This is a genomic window from Massilia sp. Se16.2.3, assembly GCF_014171595.1.
In the GTDB taxonomy this organism is placed as follows: Bacteria; Pseudomonadota; Gammaproteobacteria; order Burkholderiales; family Burkholderiaceae_D; genus Telluria.
This window is the reverse complement of sequence record NZ_CP050451.1, coordinates 2,236,927-2,253,667: the sequence shown is the minus strand read 5'-3', so window position 1 is coordinate 2,253,667 and position 16,741 is coordinate 2,236,927. Positions and strand designations below refer to the sequence as shown.

11 protein-coding genes, 1 tRNA gene and 2 pseudogenes are annotated in these 16,741 nt (G+C 58.3%); 6 read left to right on the top strand and 8 right to left on the bottom strand.

Going from position 1 to position 16,741, the window contains the following annotated elements:
* Window positions 1-2 precede the first annotated feature (2 nt).
* From G4G31_RS10365 to G4G31_RS10335, 8 genes and pseudogenes are all read right to left on the bottom strand, one after another.
* Complete coding sequence (locus G4G31_RS10365) at window positions 3-1,385, bottom strand: HD-GYP domain-containing protein (RefSeq protein ID WP_182991352.1); 1,383 nt, start codon at window positions 1,383-1,385, stop codon at window positions 3-5.
* 491 nt (window positions 1,386-1,876) lie between these two features.
* The gene (locus G4G31_RS10360; protein ID WP_182991351.1) at window positions 1,877-2,239 is read right to left on the bottom strand and encodes a KGG domain-containing protein; all 363 of its coding nucleotides are present in this window, start codon (window positions 2,237-2,239) and stop codon (window positions 1,877-1,879) included.
* A 228-nt stretch (window positions 2,240-2,467) separates the two neighbouring features.
* The gene (locus G4G31_RS10355) at window positions 2,468-2,911 is read right to left on the bottom strand and encodes a response regulator (protein WP_182991350.1); all 444 of its coding nucleotides are present in this window, start codon (window positions 2,909-2,911) and stop codon (window positions 2,468-2,470) included.
* Window positions 2,904-3,569 carry a sensor histidine kinase KdpD gene (locus G4G31_RS10350; protein WP_182991349.1) on the bottom strand — a complete coding sequence of 222 codons (666 nt, stop codon included), beginning with the start codon at window positions 3,567-3,569 and terminating at the stop codon, window positions 2,904-2,906. The genes G4G31_RS10355 and G4G31_RS10350 overlap by 8 nt, the downstream gene beginning before the upstream one ends.
* Window positions 3,570-3,648: 79 nt before the next feature.
* Entirely contained in the window at window positions 3,649-3,990 is a 342-nt protein-coding gene (locus G4G31_RS10345) for a hypothetical protein (protein ID WP_182991928.1), read from the bottom strand.
* A gap of 133 nt (window positions 3,991-4,123) precedes the next feature.
* Window positions 4,124-4,492 (bottom strand): annotated as a pseudogene (locus tag G4G31_RS29040) (PAS domain-containing protein); the annotation flags it as partial.
* A gap of 136 nt (window positions 4,493-4,628) precedes the next feature.
* Window positions 4,629-5,204 carry a PEP-CTERM sorting domain-containing protein gene (locus G4G31_RS10340; protein ID WP_182991348.1) on the bottom strand — a complete coding sequence of 192 codons (576 nt, stop codon included), beginning with the start codon at window positions 5,202-5,204 and terminating at the stop codon, window positions 4,629-4,631.
* A gap of 23 nt (window positions 5,205-5,227) precedes the next feature.
* Window positions 5,228-6,730, bottom strand: a complete 1,503-nt coding sequence (locus tag G4G31_RS10335; RefSeq protein ID WP_182991347.1) for a PhoX family phosphatase — start codon at window positions 6,728-6,730, stop codon at window positions 5,228-5,230.
* A 287-nt stretch (window positions 6,731-7,017) separates the two neighbouring features.
* Between G4G31_RS10335 and G4G31_RS10330 the strand changes: the two genes are divergently transcribed.
* The 6 genes and pseudogenes from G4G31_RS10330 (at window position 7,018) to G4G31_RS10305 (ending at window position 16,502) form a co-directional block, all read left to right on the top strand.
* Window positions 7,018-7,108, top strand: a tRNA-Ser gene (locus G4G31_RS10330).
* A 331-nt stretch (window positions 7,109-7,439) separates the two neighbouring features.
* Entirely contained in the window at window positions 7,440-8,282 is an 843-nt protein-coding gene (locus G4G31_RS10325) for a hypothetical protein (RefSeq protein WP_182991346.1), read from the top strand.
* 78 nt (window positions 8,283-8,360) lie between these two features.
* Entirely contained in the window at window positions 8,361-8,807 is a 447-nt protein-coding gene (locus tag G4G31_RS10320) for a hypothetical protein (protein ID WP_182991345.1), read from the top strand.
* A 437-nt stretch (window positions 8,808-9,244) separates the two neighbouring features.
* Window positions 9,245-10,387 (top strand): annotated as a pseudogene (locus G4G31_RS10315) (IS3 family transposase).
* Window positions 10,388-10,670: 283 nt separating this feature from the next.
* Complete coding sequence (locus G4G31_RS10310; protein ID WP_182991344.1) at window positions 10,671-14,615, top strand: triacylglycerol lipase; 3,945 nt, start codon at window positions 10,671-10,673, stop codon at window positions 14,613-14,615.
* Window positions 14,616-15,398: 783 nt separating this feature from the next.
* Window positions 15,399-16,502, top strand: a complete 1,104-nt coding sequence (locus G4G31_RS10305) for a hypothetical protein (protein ID WP_182991343.1) — start codon at window positions 15,399-15,401, stop codon at window positions 16,500-16,502.
* Window positions 16,503-16,741 lie beyond the last annotated feature (239 nt).

The following is a 16,741-nucleotide window of genomic DNA, read 5'->3' as shown; positions in this document are numbered from 1 at the left end:
CCTCATGCGGCTGCGTCATCGATCGTGCGCTCGAGCGCTCGTTGAAGCGCCTCGAAGCAGCGCGGATCGAGGGCGCTGCCGACCGTCTTTTCCATCATCGCCAGCGCCTGCGGCACGGGGATCGCTCCCCGGTAGGGGCGCTCGGCGGTGATGGCGTCGAAAATATCGGCCGTGGTGATGATGCGCGTCTCGAGCGCGATCGCATCGGCGTGCAGGCCGCGCGGGTAGCCGGTGCCATCGAGCCGTTCATGGTGGGCACCGGCGATGCGCGCCAGTTCGGCGAAGGCATCGATGCGCGACAGGATCGCTTCGGTGTACTCGGCATGGCGCCGTACCTCGGCCCATTCCTCGCGGTCGAGCGCGCCGGCCTTGTCCAGGACGCTGTTGCTGACCCCGAGCTTGCCGACGTCGTGCAGCATCGCGCCGCGGCGCAGCCAGCGCCGCCGTTCCGGTGCGATGCCCATCTCCTCGGCGATCAGGTCGGTGTAGAGGGCGACCCGGCTGCTGTGGCCGCTCGTATAAGGGCTTTTCGAGTCCACTACCTGGCCAAAGGCGGTGGCGATGTCGTCCAGGTAGTCGTCGTCGAGCACCATGGTGTGCTCGGCAGGCTCCATCGCGAACACCAGTTTCTCCATGCCCGGCGCGGCCAGGGTCGACCAGAACAGGTCGGCCTCGGCCACGCGTTCGAAGGCGGCCAGCAGCGCAGGGTCGAACCAGCTGCCCGCACGCGCGCGCACCTCGGCCAGCGCGGCAGCGCGGCCGTCGGCCGTGTGGAAGACGTCCACCACTTGCGCCAGCAGGGCAATGCGGGCGAAGACAGGAATCGCGCTGCCGGCGAGGCCCGCCGGATTGCCCTTGCCGTTGAAATGTTCGTCGAGACTATAGATGCCGGCGGCAACGCCTTCGGGCAGTCGCAGCAGGCGGGCGATGTCGGCGCCGCGCTGGCAGCGCGTGGCAATCAGTTCGGTACCGGCCTTGCCACCGTCGCGCAGGGCCGCCAGGACCGTGCGCAGGCGTCCGGCCAGGCCGGCTTTCATGCCCGCGTGCTTGAACACGAAAGACAGCATTTGCGGCAGGCTGTCGCCGACGGTCTTGATGTCGTGCTTGAACAGGCGGTCGTCGGTCATGTACAGCTCGCAGATGCGCGCGGCATTGCTGCTGCAGCCAACATCCTTGAGCAGCAACACGTAATACAGTTCCCAGAGCTGCTGGGAGGACAAGCCCGCCTCGCGCCCGATGTGCATGCCAATCCAGCATGAGCGCACGCAGTGGCCGGCCGGCTGGCCTTCCGTCAGGTCGAGTGCGTAACTGAGCGATCCGATCAGTTCGGACAGCTTGAGCGCATTGGTAGGCGCCGGCTCGGCGGCCTGCGGATGTCGGTCCATGGCGAAATTATTTCCACATCGAAACATCCGATTGTACGCAGCAATCTTTATGCGTACGGTTGGACAGCGATCTGCAATGCAATTCAGCAAGATTGTGTCAGCACGCTACAACGGATGTATCAATACCGCGACGTTTGTCTATACATCATCGGGTCACTAAATACCGGGAGGAAGCCAGGCGATGTGGGCAACGCATGGCGACGGGCATGAATCGGTGCAAGGGAAGCTGTGTGCTCGGCGCAGGACCGCAGCGGCAGGGGATGGCCTTGCCGTCGGGTAGCGTAAACAATTCCGGCGCCGCGGGCACCGATACGAGGGATCGGTGCGGCGGCGCCGTGGCACGGGAATCGGCCTTGTGCCTCCCGCGTACTGCTCCCGCCTGGAGGCCAAAAACCGGCTACGGGCGGGTGGAACTGATGTAGTACTGCTCCTACATCATTGACTAAAGTAAATAGCTTGTGGCGACGGCAAGATCCACCGCCATGCGTTGCTTACTTGTCGTTCTTGTGGCTCTGGCGTCCGGCTTCGGCATGCTGTTCCGGCGTGCCGCCACGGGTGCTCTGGTTGCCACCCTGATTACCGCCCTGGTTGCCGCCGCCCTTGCCGCTTTGCTGGTTGCCGCCGCCCTGGCTCTGGCTGTTGCCGTCATTCTTGTGGCTCATCGAGCCTGCACGGCGTGCCTCTTCCGAGTCGAATTCATGGGCATTGCCCGATGCGTGCGCTGCGCGGCCGCCTTCGCTGGCGATCTCGCGTTGACGCTCCGGATCCATCGATGCGAAACCACGGTTGCTGGTATCGCCGCTCTGCTGGTTGCCCTGGTTACCCTTGTTACCGCCTTGGTTGTTCGATGCCATGATGAACCTCCTGTAGTTGGTTGATGGTGCCAGCCGTTTTCGGCTGAGGCAGGTACATCGTAGTCAGCCAGAGGGCCTCTGACCACCAAAAGCCGCCCGTGGACTTGTAGGACACCGCCCCACTGGTTTGTCGGTCAGTGCCGCCATTTCTGGAGTAACTTCTTACGCATTTGCAAGCTTGTCCGAACAGCAAAAACCCTTATGCGCGCGTCAGGGGGTGAGTCTTGGTCAGCCCCGCGATCCTGGCTGCCGGGGTGCCTGCGCAAGGTCGCACAGCAATGCCGCCAGCGCGGCAGGCGCGACGGGTTTGACGAAATGGAAGTCGAATCCAGCCTCGCGCGCCGTGCGCCGGTCCTGTTCGCGGCCATAGCCGGTGACGGCCATCAGCGTCGCATGCGCCGTTTCCGGCGCCGCGCGCAGGCGCCGCGCCAGTTCATAGCCATCGAGCTCGGGCAAGCCGATATCGAGCAGGTAGACGTCCGCCGGGCTGGCAAGCGCCGCGCCCAAGGCCGCGTTCGAGTCGAACTCGGTGCGCACCCGGTAGCCGAAGGATTCGACCATCATCGACAGCATCTCGGCGGCGTCGTGGTTGTCGTCGACGACCATCACATCGAGTACCGGGCCGTCGGCGGGTGCCTTGGCCGGCGCGTCTTCGGGCGGTGCATCATCCATGCCGGCGACCAGGGGCAGCCGGACCGTGAAGCGGCTGCCCTGCCCCGGCCCCGCTGTGCGCGGCGATCGAGCCGCCATGCAGGTCGACCAGGCGCTTGACCACGGCCAGGCCGATACCGAGGCCGCCCCGGGCGCGGTCGGCGGTGCGCTCGGCCTGGGCGAAGAGTTCGAAGGCACGCGCGATCAGCTCGCGGCTCATGCCGATGCCGTTGTCGCTCACCGCCACCTCGGCGCAGCTGCCCACGCGCCGGATCTCCAGGCGCAGCAGGCCGCCCGGCGGCGTGTATTTCGCCGCGTTGTTGAGCAGGTTGGCCACCACCTGCACCAGGCGCTTGGTGTCGCCGCTGACGATCAGCGGAGCGTCGTGCGCCGTGTACTCCAGGCGGTGGCGGCGCGTTTCGATCAAGGGGTTCACCTGCTCGACGGCCTGCGCCAGGATCGTGCGCAAGTCGATCATCTCGTGCTCGATCAGCACCAGCCCGCGGGTCACGCGCGATACGTCGAGCAGGTCGTCGACCATGCCGGTCAGGTGCCTCACCTGGCGCAGGATGACGGCGCCGGTGCGCTGTACCCACTCGGCGTCGTGCACACCCGTGCCGAGCAGTTCCGCCGCCACCATGATCGGCGCCGGGGGGATGCGCAGCTCGTGCGCCAGCATGGCCGAAATTCGTCCTTGCGGCGGTCGGCGTCGCGCAGGGCTTCCTCGGCGCGCAGGCGTTCGCTGAGGTCGAGCAGGGTCACGACCGCGGCCAGCACTTTCCCCGGCGGTCGCGGATGGGCGCCGCCGAACAGACGACCACGCGCCGCAGGTGTGGCAGGTCGAAGGTTTCGATTTCGATCAGGGCGTTCGCGCGCGACTCGCCGCGCAGGGCCTGGGCCAGCGGCCATTCGCCGGGCGCGAGCGGCTGCCCGTGGCGCGCCGAACCATCGGCCCACCAGCCTTTCCACTCGGAGAAGTCGAGCGGCACCGTCTTGCGCAGGGCACGGCGCGACCACAGCGCATCGTGCGCGGCATTCGATTCGAGCGCGGTGCCGTCGGCATCGGCCATCATGATGCCGACCGGCGCCGCCTCGAGCACGGCATGCAGGCGCGCATGCTCGGCTTCGGCCTGGCGCGCCGCATCGAGCGCTTCGCGCCGGCTCAGGAGCAGGGGCTTCCTCGGCGCGCTTTTGCTCGGTCACCTCGATCGTCATGTGCTGGATGCATAGCAGCTGGCCGCCGTCCTCGAAGACCGGCATGTTGACCGCGTTCCAGAAACGCTCGACGAACACTTCGCTACCGTCCGCGGCGACGCTGCGCACCGGATAGCGCTGGGTCGGCATCGACTGCTCCGCACCGGTCTCGATCACGCGCGCCAGCGAGGCATGCAGCGCGGCGACGCCGGTGTCGGAAGGGTCGTCGGGCGCCTCGGGGAAGATGTCGAACAGTCGCTGGTTCAGCAGCTGTTCGCGCGGCAGGCCGACGTGGCGCAGGAAGGCCTTGTTGACGTCGAGGATGACCGGGTCGGCACTGGGCGAGAGGATGACCGTGGCGATGGGCGAATGGGCGAAGATCGACTGATAAAGTGGGGAATCGAGCATGGGGTGTACGTGGGCGAACCAGCCTGTCAGGCTAACCCACGGGGGGCGCTGCGCCGGTGCGGTGCTTAACCATCCCGCATAGATTGCCCGCTAAAAGGTCCGCCCGCACCCGCGACGGGCGGAAGTGCCCCGGGGATCAGCCGCGCCGGCGCGCGGCCATCAGGCCAGCCATGCACAGCGCCGACAACATCAGCGCCAGCGACGAGGGCTCGGGGATGTCGGCCGTGATGACGAAGGTATCGCCCGCGCGCAAGCCGCGGGTGTCGAGCAGCCAGTCTGCCTTGCCGGGTTGGCCCAGCGGATTGCCGAAGTGGAACTCCGCCCATTCCGGCCGGGCGAAGGCGATGCTGGCCAGCTGCCCGGTATGGCGCACCTCGCCGACGGCGCCGAAGATAGGCGTGACGCTCCCGGCCGCGCGGAAGCCAATGCCTTTCAATTGGAGGTTGAAGTTGTGCAGCCCGGTGCCGCTCAGGTTGCGCACCAGCGCGTTCAGGCCGAGAGGGCCGGCCAGGTCGCTGTCTTCCAGCACGAAGCGCAGCGTGGTGGCGCTGAAGTTTTCCAGGTCGAGGTCGAAGGACACGCTGCCGGCGCTGCTGTAGTCGGTGACGCCGTTGGCGGACGCGCCGCCCGTGGTGAGCAGGACGGCAGCCTGGGCGGAGCCGGCCAGCAACAGGGATGCGGCCAGCGCCGCGGCGAGTTTGGTGAAGTTCATGCGTTGTTCTCTCTCGTAAGGGATCAAAGCGGGCCCTTGGCCCATGGTCCGGCGATCGCGAAGGTGATGCCGGGCGTCTGGATGTTCACGAACAGGTAGCGCCCGGTCGGGTCGAAGCAGGCACCGGCGAATTCGTTGGCGCGGTGGTCGCCCGCAAGCGTGGCCAGTTTGCCGGCGCCCTGCAGTTGCGCGGTACTCAACTGCACATTGTTCTTGGCGAAGATGTAGGCGTCGCCCCCGCCCGTGATGCCCATCAGGCGCTGGCCGAAGCCGAAGGAGTCGGTGGCGGCGGTGGAAGCGTCTTCGCAGACGAGGATGGCGTTGCGCGGGCTCACCGTCAGGTTGTCGCCCATGTTGCCCACGAGCGGGCTCGGGCTCGAATAGATGCAGGTCAGCACCTGGGTGGCGAGATCGAGTTCCCAGATGGCGCCGCGCGCGACCGCGCCACCGGCCGTGTCCATCACGTACATCTTGCCCTGGGCATACCAGATGCCTTCGCCGCGGTTCATGCGCAGCGCGCCCTGGATCCAGCCCTGGACAAAGGGACCGGCCGCATTGGTGACCGCGATGCCGCCGGGGCCAAGCGCATCGCCGCGGTTCTGGTCCGGATTGGTGATGTTCACCCATTCGAGCTGGTAGCGCGCGTCGATTGGCGCGGTGGCGAGGTTGACGTTCACCAGCCCTTTCACCCGCGCCATCTGCAGCACGCCGCCCAGGGCCAGCGAGCCGGGCGCACCGTGCTTCACGTCCGGCACATAGCGATAGAAGCCCGACTTCCCGGACGAGTCCTCGGTCTGGTAGACGTTGCCACTGGCTGGATCGACCGCGGCGGCCTCGTGCGCGAACCGGCCCATGCCGACGATCGGCAAACCGGTGGTCTGGGCCGGATCGGCACCGACTTCGAACACATAACCATGCTTGCGGCCAGTGGCGCTCATCGCATCCGACCCCACCTCTTCGCAGCTGAGCCAGGTACCCCAGGGCGTGATGCCGCCGGCGCAGTTGGTCTGCGTGCCGCCGAGGCTTGGCGTCATGCTGACCCAGTTCCCGTCGCGGAACAGCAGGTTGGTGGTACCGCCGCCGAACCGGTTGACCGAGCCGGCAGCGTTGTTGCCGGCGTCGTACACGCTTGGTGCGTCGATGAAATTCGCGGCCGCGGTGGCGCCCACCTCGTGGTTACGCACCAGCACCAGCTCGCTGCTGCGCCCGACCTTGCGCGCGACGATCACACCCATGCCATCGTGCCCTGCCGGGCAAGGCATGCCATTGGCCATGGTGTCGCCGCGCCAGCCGAAGCTTTTGTAGGTGAAGCCTGCCGGCAACTGCAGCAGCGGCAGGCCGGTGGTCAGGTCGTCCACGGGCTTGAGCGGCCCATAGGGACTGTCGATCAGCGTGGTCGCGCCATTGGCGGCCCGCGCCTGCCGCGATTTCAGCGCCATGAAGGCGCCGACGAAAGGCAGGGCGCCGGCACCGGCCACGCCCTTGAGCAGATTGCGCCGTGCGTTTGAAACGTCCTTGTTTGTCATGCTGGGCATTCTCCGAGAAGTCATCACGCCGGGCAGCCGGCGAAGCTGGGCGGCCGGCTACCTTCCCCGGCCTGTCGCGCTCCTGCTGCCGAGCGGATGGCGTCGATTACACCAAACAAAGATGTCGGCGCGATGACAGCAAGATGACAAGCTTATGTTTTCGACACGGTGGAGTGGGCTGCCCTGCGGGTGCGGTGGACACCCATGTGGGAAGGCCGGCGGGATTTGTGCTTGAACTGCCGAGAATTGTTGCTATAATAGGCGGCTTCGCGAGAGCGATGCATGCAGGAGAGATGGATGAGTGGTTTAAGTCGCACGCCTGGAAAGCGTGTGTAGGTTCATAGCCTACCGGGGGTTCGAATCCCCCTCTCTCCGCCAGTTTTTCGATCAACATGCAAGGTGTTGATTATAAAGAAGATTTGGCTCAGCCACGCTGCCATGTTGGAGTAGGCATTTGGAGTAGCACGAGTCATCAATCATCTGCTCGTCTTTTTCTTCAAAGTTCATCGCCGGTTCGTTGTTGATACTCCGGGCTACGGGGTCTTTCGACATGCCCCCTCAGAGAACGTACAGCCCGGCTAGACACTCATCCGAACATCGATTTTCGAGGCCGTGCTGCGGTCTTGACCTAAACAAACGCTTCACGCTACATTGGGTATTGCACTTGCACAATCCCGCGCAATGGCACCCTTCTTGAAATCCAATATCGATGGCCGCCAATCACTCAAACGGTTTAAAAACGCCTCTACTGGTTGTATGTGCACTGATTGCTATCTGTATTGCATTAGTTATTGGAGTGATGATCGGTGCGCTACTGCCGGGCACAGCGACTGCCGCGCCTGATTCCCTGTCGGGATGGATCACTACTGTCGCAACCGTGGTGATTTGTGTTCTGACGATCGTTTTAGCTGTTGAAACGTGGAGGCTTCGCGCCGCCCAGGCACGCCAAATTGAAGAATTCATTCTAGAAGGCATCCGGCCAAACGTCAGTGTTGAGCTCAGCGGTAGCCATGTGGGCATGAATTTTATGAACGTAAGAGTTACCAACTCCGGTAAGGGGATCGCGAAGAAAATTTCGTTTGAGTTTCTTGATCGTCTCGACCAGCCAGTTACAGCCCAAAACGAGCCAGTCGTAAAAGTGTTTCATAAGTTGACGATGTTCAGGTTGGGTATCGAGTCACTCGGGATCAATCAGGAGTTAAAAAGTTTTATTTTCAGCTTCTTAGATCTGGAACGGGAAATTGGGGTAGGGGCCTTCACACCGTTCGTCAACATCCGCATACGATTCGAAGATACCGAAGGGAACGAGTACGTAAATTCGTTTGTTATCGACTTTGCCCAATATGAGGGATTCAGCGAAATAGGAGGTAATTCTTTGCATCGACTTGCTGATGAGGTAAAGGCGATCCGAGAGCAGTTAAGCGCTGTCGTGTCAGGGAACAAACGTTTAGCTGTAAACGTCCACTCTTCCGAAGATCGGGCTGAAGAACATACGGAGCTGATCAACAGGCTTGCCGAACAGAGACAACGTCGCTCGGAACGGCAAGCGTAGAAAACTCAGGATAGCGTCTAACCACACCGCAATTCCCATTGCCTGAAACGGCGTATATGATCAAATCGAGCTTACTGTATGGATGCCCAAGTCACTGACCCGGTTATCGTTTCCTTGGCAGCGGGACTCTGCGGGATGTTAGGCGGGTTCGCAGGGGCATGGCTCGCTCGTAGAACTGAATATGAAAAGTGGCTTCGACAAGAGCGCAATAGTGCCTTCGCTGACTTCTTACAAAAGATGAACGGTTTTCAGCAACATGCTTTAGATGTAGTTCTGTCAAAGGAAGGAACCGAACTGGATCGTGGGATACGCCTGAGTGAATTGAAGGTCAACTTTGAGTCTCAGGAAAACCTTGTCCGCTTGTATCTGTTTGAAGACGACAGGGACGGCTTCTCTGCAACCGTTAAGGAACTGCGAGACGCATACGACCCAATCGTTAAGCAGAGTCGCCGCCTAGAAACCGCCCACCGGGTCACGAAGGAAGTACGCGACCTTTTTGAGCGTGTACTTCACAGGAACTACTAGAACCGACAAACGGTCCGGTAGTTAAATTGACTCAGATTAAACGCTTGACTACCTGAGGCTTTTTGACGCCCCCAAGGCTTCCTGAGGAGCGCGCCCTGCCCCGCGATGCTACCGGCGAAGACCAAGGCAAGGGACTGTTCCGGCAGTACGCCCAAGAGCGAGGGAACGATTCGGCATCGGCAGCAGTCAACAAGCACCTCAAATCCTGGGGATGACGAGTCACTCGTTCAGGCACACGATGGAAGACCGCTTGCGTGAGGCAGGGTGTCCTGAGGACGTGCGTAATACCATTCGAGACCACACCAACGGCAGCGCAGCAGAGAAGTACGGCAAGGGATTCACGTTGAGGGCAACTAGGGACTGGATGGCTAAGACTGGCATTCCCCCAGCATGACGGACACTTTCGATAGGTATGATGTCCCTATCGGAGGTATTACATGGCACGTGAAAGACGGTTGTTTTCAGAAGAGTTCAAGCGCGAGGCGGTCAAGCTGGTAGGCCAGCCAGGCGCGAGCAAGGCGGCTATCGCCCGAGAGCTTGGGATCGGTGCCAATTTGCTGGGACGCTGGTGCAGAGACGCCAACGTGGATGCACAGGTCGTCAGTGGTGGCGAGAAGATTTCTAGCCAGGAGTATGAGCGCATGCGGCGCGAGCTGGCGAAGGTCAAGACGGAGCGCGACATCTTAAAAAAGCGCTCGGCTACTTCGCAGCCGACCTCAAGTGAAGTACGGCTTCATCGCCAAATATCGAACTATCTGGCCCACACGAACGATGTGCCGTTTGCTCGGCGTATCGAGTAGCGGTTTTTACGACTGGCTCGGTCGACCACTGAGCGAGCATGAACGTGAAAACGCCTGGCTTTCAACGCAATCAAGCACAGCGACGAAGCCAGCGATGGCACTTACGGCTCACCACGCGTAGTTCGAGACCTTATCGATGCAGGCTTTTCGTGCAGCGAAAACCGCGTTGCGCGGCTGATGAAAGCAGCCGGCATCAAGGCCCGTCACAAGCGTCGCCGCGCGCCAGGGCAGCTCGATTCGCCAGTCCACGCTATTGCGCCGAACCTGCTGGACAGGCAGTTTGAAGCGACCGGCCCGAACCAGAAATGGGCAGCCGACTTTACCTACGTATGGACTGGCGAAGGCTGGCTGTTTGTCGCTGTCGTCCTCGACCTGTACTCGCGGCGTGTGGTGGGCTGGTCGATGCAGCCGACGATGACAGCTCAGCTAGTAATGGATGCACTGCTGATGGCTATCTTCCGCCGTGGCCGGCCTCGCGCAGTATTACATCACTCGGACCAAGGCTCGCAATACACCAGCGAAGACTTCCAGCGCTTACTTGAGTCGCACGGCATCGTGTGCAGCATGAGCCGTCGTGGCAATTGCTGGGATAACGCTGCGATGGAAAGCTTCTTCTCGACGCTCAAGACCGAGCGCCTGAGCAAAAAGCACTACCGGACCAGGGATGATTTACGTGCTGACGTGTTCGACTATATCGAAAGGTTCTACAATCCACGCCGGCGACATTCCACTATCGGCTATATCAGTCCAGTACAGTTTGAAAATCTAAAATGCGCCTAACGGAGGTGTCCGTGACGATGGGGGAATGCCAAACCGCTGAAGATTACGAATCGCAGATGGTGGCCTGACCATCTCTCTAATTGGGGCCACATCCTGGCCCGATCCTGTCCATCATCTGATGAAAAATCGAGCAGTCGCAGAGGGTAGGGTATCTTAGCCATAAAAAAGCTCTATCTGATGGCCTTCATTGATAACGGGATGCCATTTTTGAAAATCGCTGCATGACAGCCCCGACAACAAATGATGTTAAGCTCTGGTTTCGACATGAACTGCGGAGCTTAGAGTGGCTGAGAAGGCAATCATTTTTGTACATGGTTTAGGGGGATCTGACGAAACTTGGGGTCGTTTCGACGACCTTCTGGCCAGCGACCCAAGCGTTGACTGGGAAAGCTTCCACTTCACGTACCCGTCAGGCAAGTTTGGTCTCCGTCTTCTTCCTACCCAAAGCCACTATCAGCCAATCGAGGTCCTGGCTCAGGCGTTAAAGAATCAAATCGATAATCGATTCGAGCAATATGAGGAAATTGCGCTAGTCGGTCATAGTCTGGGCGGGCTTGTCATCCGGCAGTACTTAATGAATGAGAAGATTGCGAGCCGCCCAACAAAAGTAAACAAAATTATCCTTTATGCTACCCCTAGTACAGGTGCGTCCCTTTCTGAAATCGGAAAGCTGTTTTCATTTTGGGGGGAAAACGGGCATACACGTCAATTGTGCAAAAAGAGCGACTTTCTTAATCTCTTGAACAGGAATTGGGCTAGTTCAGGAATTGAAGCCGATCTTGAAATAACAATTATTGTTGGCGGCAACGATAGAATCGTATCCCGCGAAAGTGTGGAGGCTAGTTTTCGGACACAAGAACGAGAGCCGTTAATGATCCTCGAGGCTGGCCATTTAGATATTGCGAAGCCGACTTCGGTGGACGATGACCGCTATATCTTCCTGAAAAACGCTTTAAAAAAAAAGTTGCGCCTGACCCAGCTTAAAGCGTTAGGTGGTTTGCCGATCGGCGAATGGGGAAGGTATGCTCACAATAATACCCTGCCCTTCCACCTAGACAGCGCGCGAAGCGCCCAAATTATTGAAATTCAAAAGCACTTCGGTCAACGTCGTAAAATACTTCGTGTAACTGGGCTGTCTGGACTTGGCAAAACCCGACTTGTTTACGAAGCTGCTCTTAAGATCGAAAAGAGCCTCGCTCATCAAATAGTTTACATCGACGCCGCACCAGAATCAATCAACATCCCAGGATGGATTAGGGACGCGATAAGAAAGGGCGCAGAGGGAACTATCATTGTAGACAACTGTTCAGTTGATCTGCACTTTAGATTACAGTGTGAAGTTGAGCGAGAAGATAGCTGCATCTGCTTAGTTTCCATCGATTATTCCCCTGAACGGATTCAGGGGGTGCCAATGATTCGTCTAGAGAGATTTGCAGACGACGATATTTCGGCAATGCTTGCGCCAATTTACAGAGAGCAGATTGACGATGTGGAGATGCGAAAGATCATCACATTCGCTCAAGGCTTCCCGCAAATGGCAGTATTGTTAGCGAATGCTCGATTAAATGACGATCCAGATCTCGGAATTCTTACAGACGACCTCATTGCAACCAAATTACTTTGGGGTAACGCACTCCCTTCGTCGGAACATGAAAGAATTTTACAAGCTTGCGCTCTTTTCGAAACCTTTGGAGTTGACGAAAACGTTAGTGACCAATTTAAGTTTATTGCAGACAAGGTAGTCTGTCTTGATGAAGGCCTAGTTTATCGATGTTTGCAGGAATTCACAGAGCGCGGACTAATTGATCGTCGAGGCAGATTTGCGCAGTTGGTACCTAAGCCATTGGCCGTAAGACTTGCGGCGAAATGGTGGAAGCAGTCTCAGCGTGCTCGGCAGTTGAAACTTATAGAAGACCTTCCAGAAGTAATGGAAGGCAGCTTCTGTGCACAGATAGCTCGTATGGACACGCTACCTGAAGTCAAAGAACTAACTGCCCAACTATGCGGTGCTCAAGGCCCTTTTGGACGCGCGGAAGTGCTCTTCTCCAGGAAGGGTTCAATGCTCTTCCGCGCGCTTGTTGAGGTGAACCCTGGGGCTACAGCAGGAATGATTCGACGCATTATTGAGGCGTCCACTGGCGATGAGTTAGCTGTGATCATAGGAGATACACGGCGTAACTTGGTATGGGGACTTGAAAAACTCAGTGTACGAGCTGAAACTTTTGAGCCGGCAGCGTACTGTCTGTTACGGTTAGCGATGGCGGAGAATGAGACCTGGAGCAATAACGCCACCGGTCAGTTCCGCCAACTGTTTCGCATTCAATTATCCGGAACTCAAGCCCCTCCAAATAAGCGCTTTGCCTTTCTAAATTCGATTCTTGCGACAAACGAGAAGCCGGTCACTCTAATGGTAATCGAGGCACTTTCGGCGGGACTCGAGCTAAATGGTGGATTTCGCACTATTGGAGCGGAGTATCAGGGGATAAATAGTAAAATCGAAGAGTGGGAGCCAGCAAACTGGGGCGAAATCGCCGACTATCTTGCAAAGTGCTTAAATATGATGCGCGAAATCATTAGCTTGCCGAGCTGCGATCTCCGCGCGATTAAAAATACTGTTGGGCCTAAGATTCGAGAGCTGGTTCAATTTGATCAGGGTCCGCTTCTCGATAAGGTTATTACGGATGTGGCTTCGCGCGATGGACCATTTTGGCCGCAGGCGCTCGACTCAATTAACTCTGCTTTGGAATATGATAAAGAACAGCTCAAGCCGGAAGCCATAACGAATCTTGAGACATGGTTGCGGCTATTAGGTGGACAGGATGCTTCTCTAGAGGATAAATTAAAGATCTTAGTCATTGAGCCTCCGTTCGAACATCGTGATCGTGAAGGCGAGTTCATAGATGTCGCAGCTGAGAATGCTATTACGTTCGCGCGTCAAATTTCGCAAGACCATGCGGCGATAGAGTTGGCAATCAGTATGCTGACCCAACAACATGCGCATCGTCAAACTTTCATTTTTGGTCGAGCATTAGCTTTGGCGGTTGATGACCCGCAAGGCTTAATCCGCGAGATATGGGAGGAAACCAAAAAGTCGGCAGATCCCTCGATGCGTTTGTTTAACGGTGCTATGGCTGGTCTATCATCGAAAAATGGTGCGGATTGGCGAAACTTAATAGATGAGCTTGGAAAAGATTCGTCATTCATAAGCCGCTTATTTCCAGATGTTTTAACGACTGGTCAAATAAAAGATCAAGATTTGTCCTTGTTGAAAACACTCGTTGAACGAGAAGATATTAAGGTTCAATCGTTGGGGATTTTGGCTTACGGTTCGGTACTGCAACATCTGCCTCCTGATGTGGTTTCTGCATTTGCTCTCGAACTGCTTAATTTAAAGAATGGCACTACTAACGCCTGGGTAGCCCTCGACATTTTGTTCATGTATTGCCATAGTGACGCGGAAAAAAGGCAATCTTGCCGCGATGCGTTCCGTGACATATCTCTGCATTGCCCGCTGGGCATTGAGCTACCTAGAAAAGATCTCTACCAATGGAACGTAATCTGTAAATGGCTTTGCCCTGATGACGCAGGATTCCGCACAGCTTTAATAGAGAAGATTTGTAAAGCTGTTGAGGGAAGCGAACTTTCAAATTCCGAAATTGATGAGCTTCGATCTGTTGTAAAGTCAGCCCTACAAGAAGTCAATTGGGAAGACGCTGAAATCTTGATTGAGCCAACGTGGAAAATCTTGACGAATTCCATTGCTAATGCCACGGGTCTCCCATATCTTTATTTCTTATGGATATTTGAAGCGAGGCGCGCTAGGGGTAGTGATGGAGGAAATAGGGTTTTCGATTTAGTACCGTCCCGCGTCTTATTGAGGTGGTGCGATGATAAGCCAGATATTGCCCCGTTCTTCGTTGCAAAAACGGTTAAGGTTCTTGTGGAGAAGGAGGGGGAACTAGGGTTGAACCCTATTTTGGTAGAACTTCTTTCAAAGTTCGGCTCTACCGGAGATCTCGGCTCCGAAATTGAATCAAACTTGTTTACTCGAACGTGGAGTGGTTCTCTAGTACCGGCCCTTCAGCGCGAGCAAAATGCACTTGCAAAATTAGTGGACCACGAAAGTTTGAATGTTAGAAGATGGGCAGCAGACTTTTTGGCGAGACTTGATGAGCGTATCAATGTCGAGCAACGCCGCGACGATGAGCGAACGCTTGGCAGGTTTTAGAGCGGGTAATAGCTTATTTAATGAAGAACATTCCTAATGATGAGTTCATGGGCGTGATCACCCTTTTGTTGGAGCTAACTATGCTTCGTTACTGCTCATTGGAGGAAGCTTCGACGTCAAGCTGTTGGCGACAAATTTTGACATAAACGGCAACGGCAACGCATGATGTTAGCCCCAACGCTCGAGTGCTGTTGTTAAGCGCCAACAGAAAGTAGTAAAAATCGCTGACAGGTTTGATGAGCGGTTCTGCTTACTTTGAACACGACAACAGTATTGGTACCGTAGAATTTTTTGACGGTACCAGTGACGGTATGTGGAGAACGCAATGTCGCTGAAACGAGTGTCCATGTGGGTTTGGCGCGGGCGCCAAGGCGACCGGGTTCGAAAGCCGTCGCCCTGCAGGGCGCGGCGGGCCCGCGGAACGTGGGCGAATCGCCCATTTGCTGCCGCCGAAGGACGGCAGCGCCGCGCGGGGCGCGCGCCCCCCCATATGCTGCCGCCGCAGGCGTAGGCTCCGCGCGCCGAGGGCGCGCATCCTCTACCTAAATGCTGCCGCCGCAGGCGCAGCTCCGCGCACCGCAGGTGCGCGCCCTCCCACACTATAGCAACCCTACTCGACCAGCCTCGGCACCAGCCCCCTACCAATTCCACCACACTCCCCCACCAATTACATGCCCGTGTGTAATCTCACCTTCTATACTTCAACACACAACCACCGCGTCCTGCGGACCAGCCTGCACAGACAGGCCATGCATACGCCTCCCCCGTCTACTGTAGAGAACCATGACCCCCACCCTCCGCCCCCTGGCCACCCTGGCCCTGGCCATCACCGCATCCTTCGCCAGCACGACCAGCTTTGCCACTGAAACCGGCAATACCACCGCTCCCGCCATCATCGTCGCGCCACCACCCCTCGGCCTGTCGATCCCACGCTTCGCAACCAAAAGCCCACTCCCCCTCAGCATCGACTTCCGCAGCAAGAAGGACGAGCAAATGGACGAACTGCGCATCGTCAGGCGTGCAAGCGTCGTCGGCGCCAACGTCACCAACGTCGCCGTCGGTGTAACGCTCGCGGTGCTCGGCGCCTCAAGCGCGATCAACGGCCGTACCAAAGACGACTTCTACGGCGACGAGATCAAGGATGAACAAGACACGCGCAAGCTGGCCAGCCCCTTCCGCGTCGGCCTGCCCACGCTGCTGGACCAGAAAATCGTCGACCTGTTCGACGACGACAGCGAGGATGCCGCCAAGCCATCCTACAAGAACACCCTGTCGATCACCCCAATCGCCTGGAACCTGGTCTACCACGAGCTGAACGCCGACAAGGAACACGAGGACGACTACGTGCTGCGCTTTGCCGCCCGTTTCACCAAGGTGATCGAAGGCGAAGAAGACCGCTTCATGCACAAGGCGCGCTCCGTGGAACGCGGCTGCGAATACGTGTCGAAGCCGCAATCGCTGGCCAGCTGGCAGCAGAACGACTACGAGGCCGTGGCGGAGGCACAGAAGGTCGCGACCCAGGCCTGCATCGACCAAGTGGCGCCTTTCCTGCCGGCCTTCCTCGGCATCGACTCGAACACGAAGATCCGTGCGGCCCAACTGAACTGCAAGAACACCTTCAAGCAGTGCGTGGCCGGTACCGACGGCGCCGCAGAGCCGGGTGCGGCCAAGAAGCTGTGCAAGGAGGAATACAGCCAGTGCGTGCGCGACGACGTCAAGCCGATGATCAGCATGACGCCGATCGGACAGTGCAAGGACACGTTTGCTGCCTGCAAGGCGACCGTCATCGACAAGGCCCGCGCGCTCAACCCGAACGAGAAGCCGGCGAAGTCGGAATTCGTGCCTTGCGCGACCGAGTACAAGACCTGCGTGGCCGCAGCCAGGTAAGCGCGCCGCTCGCGCAACGGAAACGCCGGCATGAAGAGAGGAAGCCCACCTGCGGGTTAATGCCAATCAGTAAAGCCGAAGTCTTCCAGGGAGAATCGTACAGACCTGTAGGGTGGGCGGCTCTACCCGGGCGCGTGTCCGCCCGCTGCTTCGATGCCGCCCACGCGTCCAACCACACGCTGAAACCTTGCGACGAATCGCCTGCTGGTTGAACGCGTGGGCGGCACAGACGTGGCCGG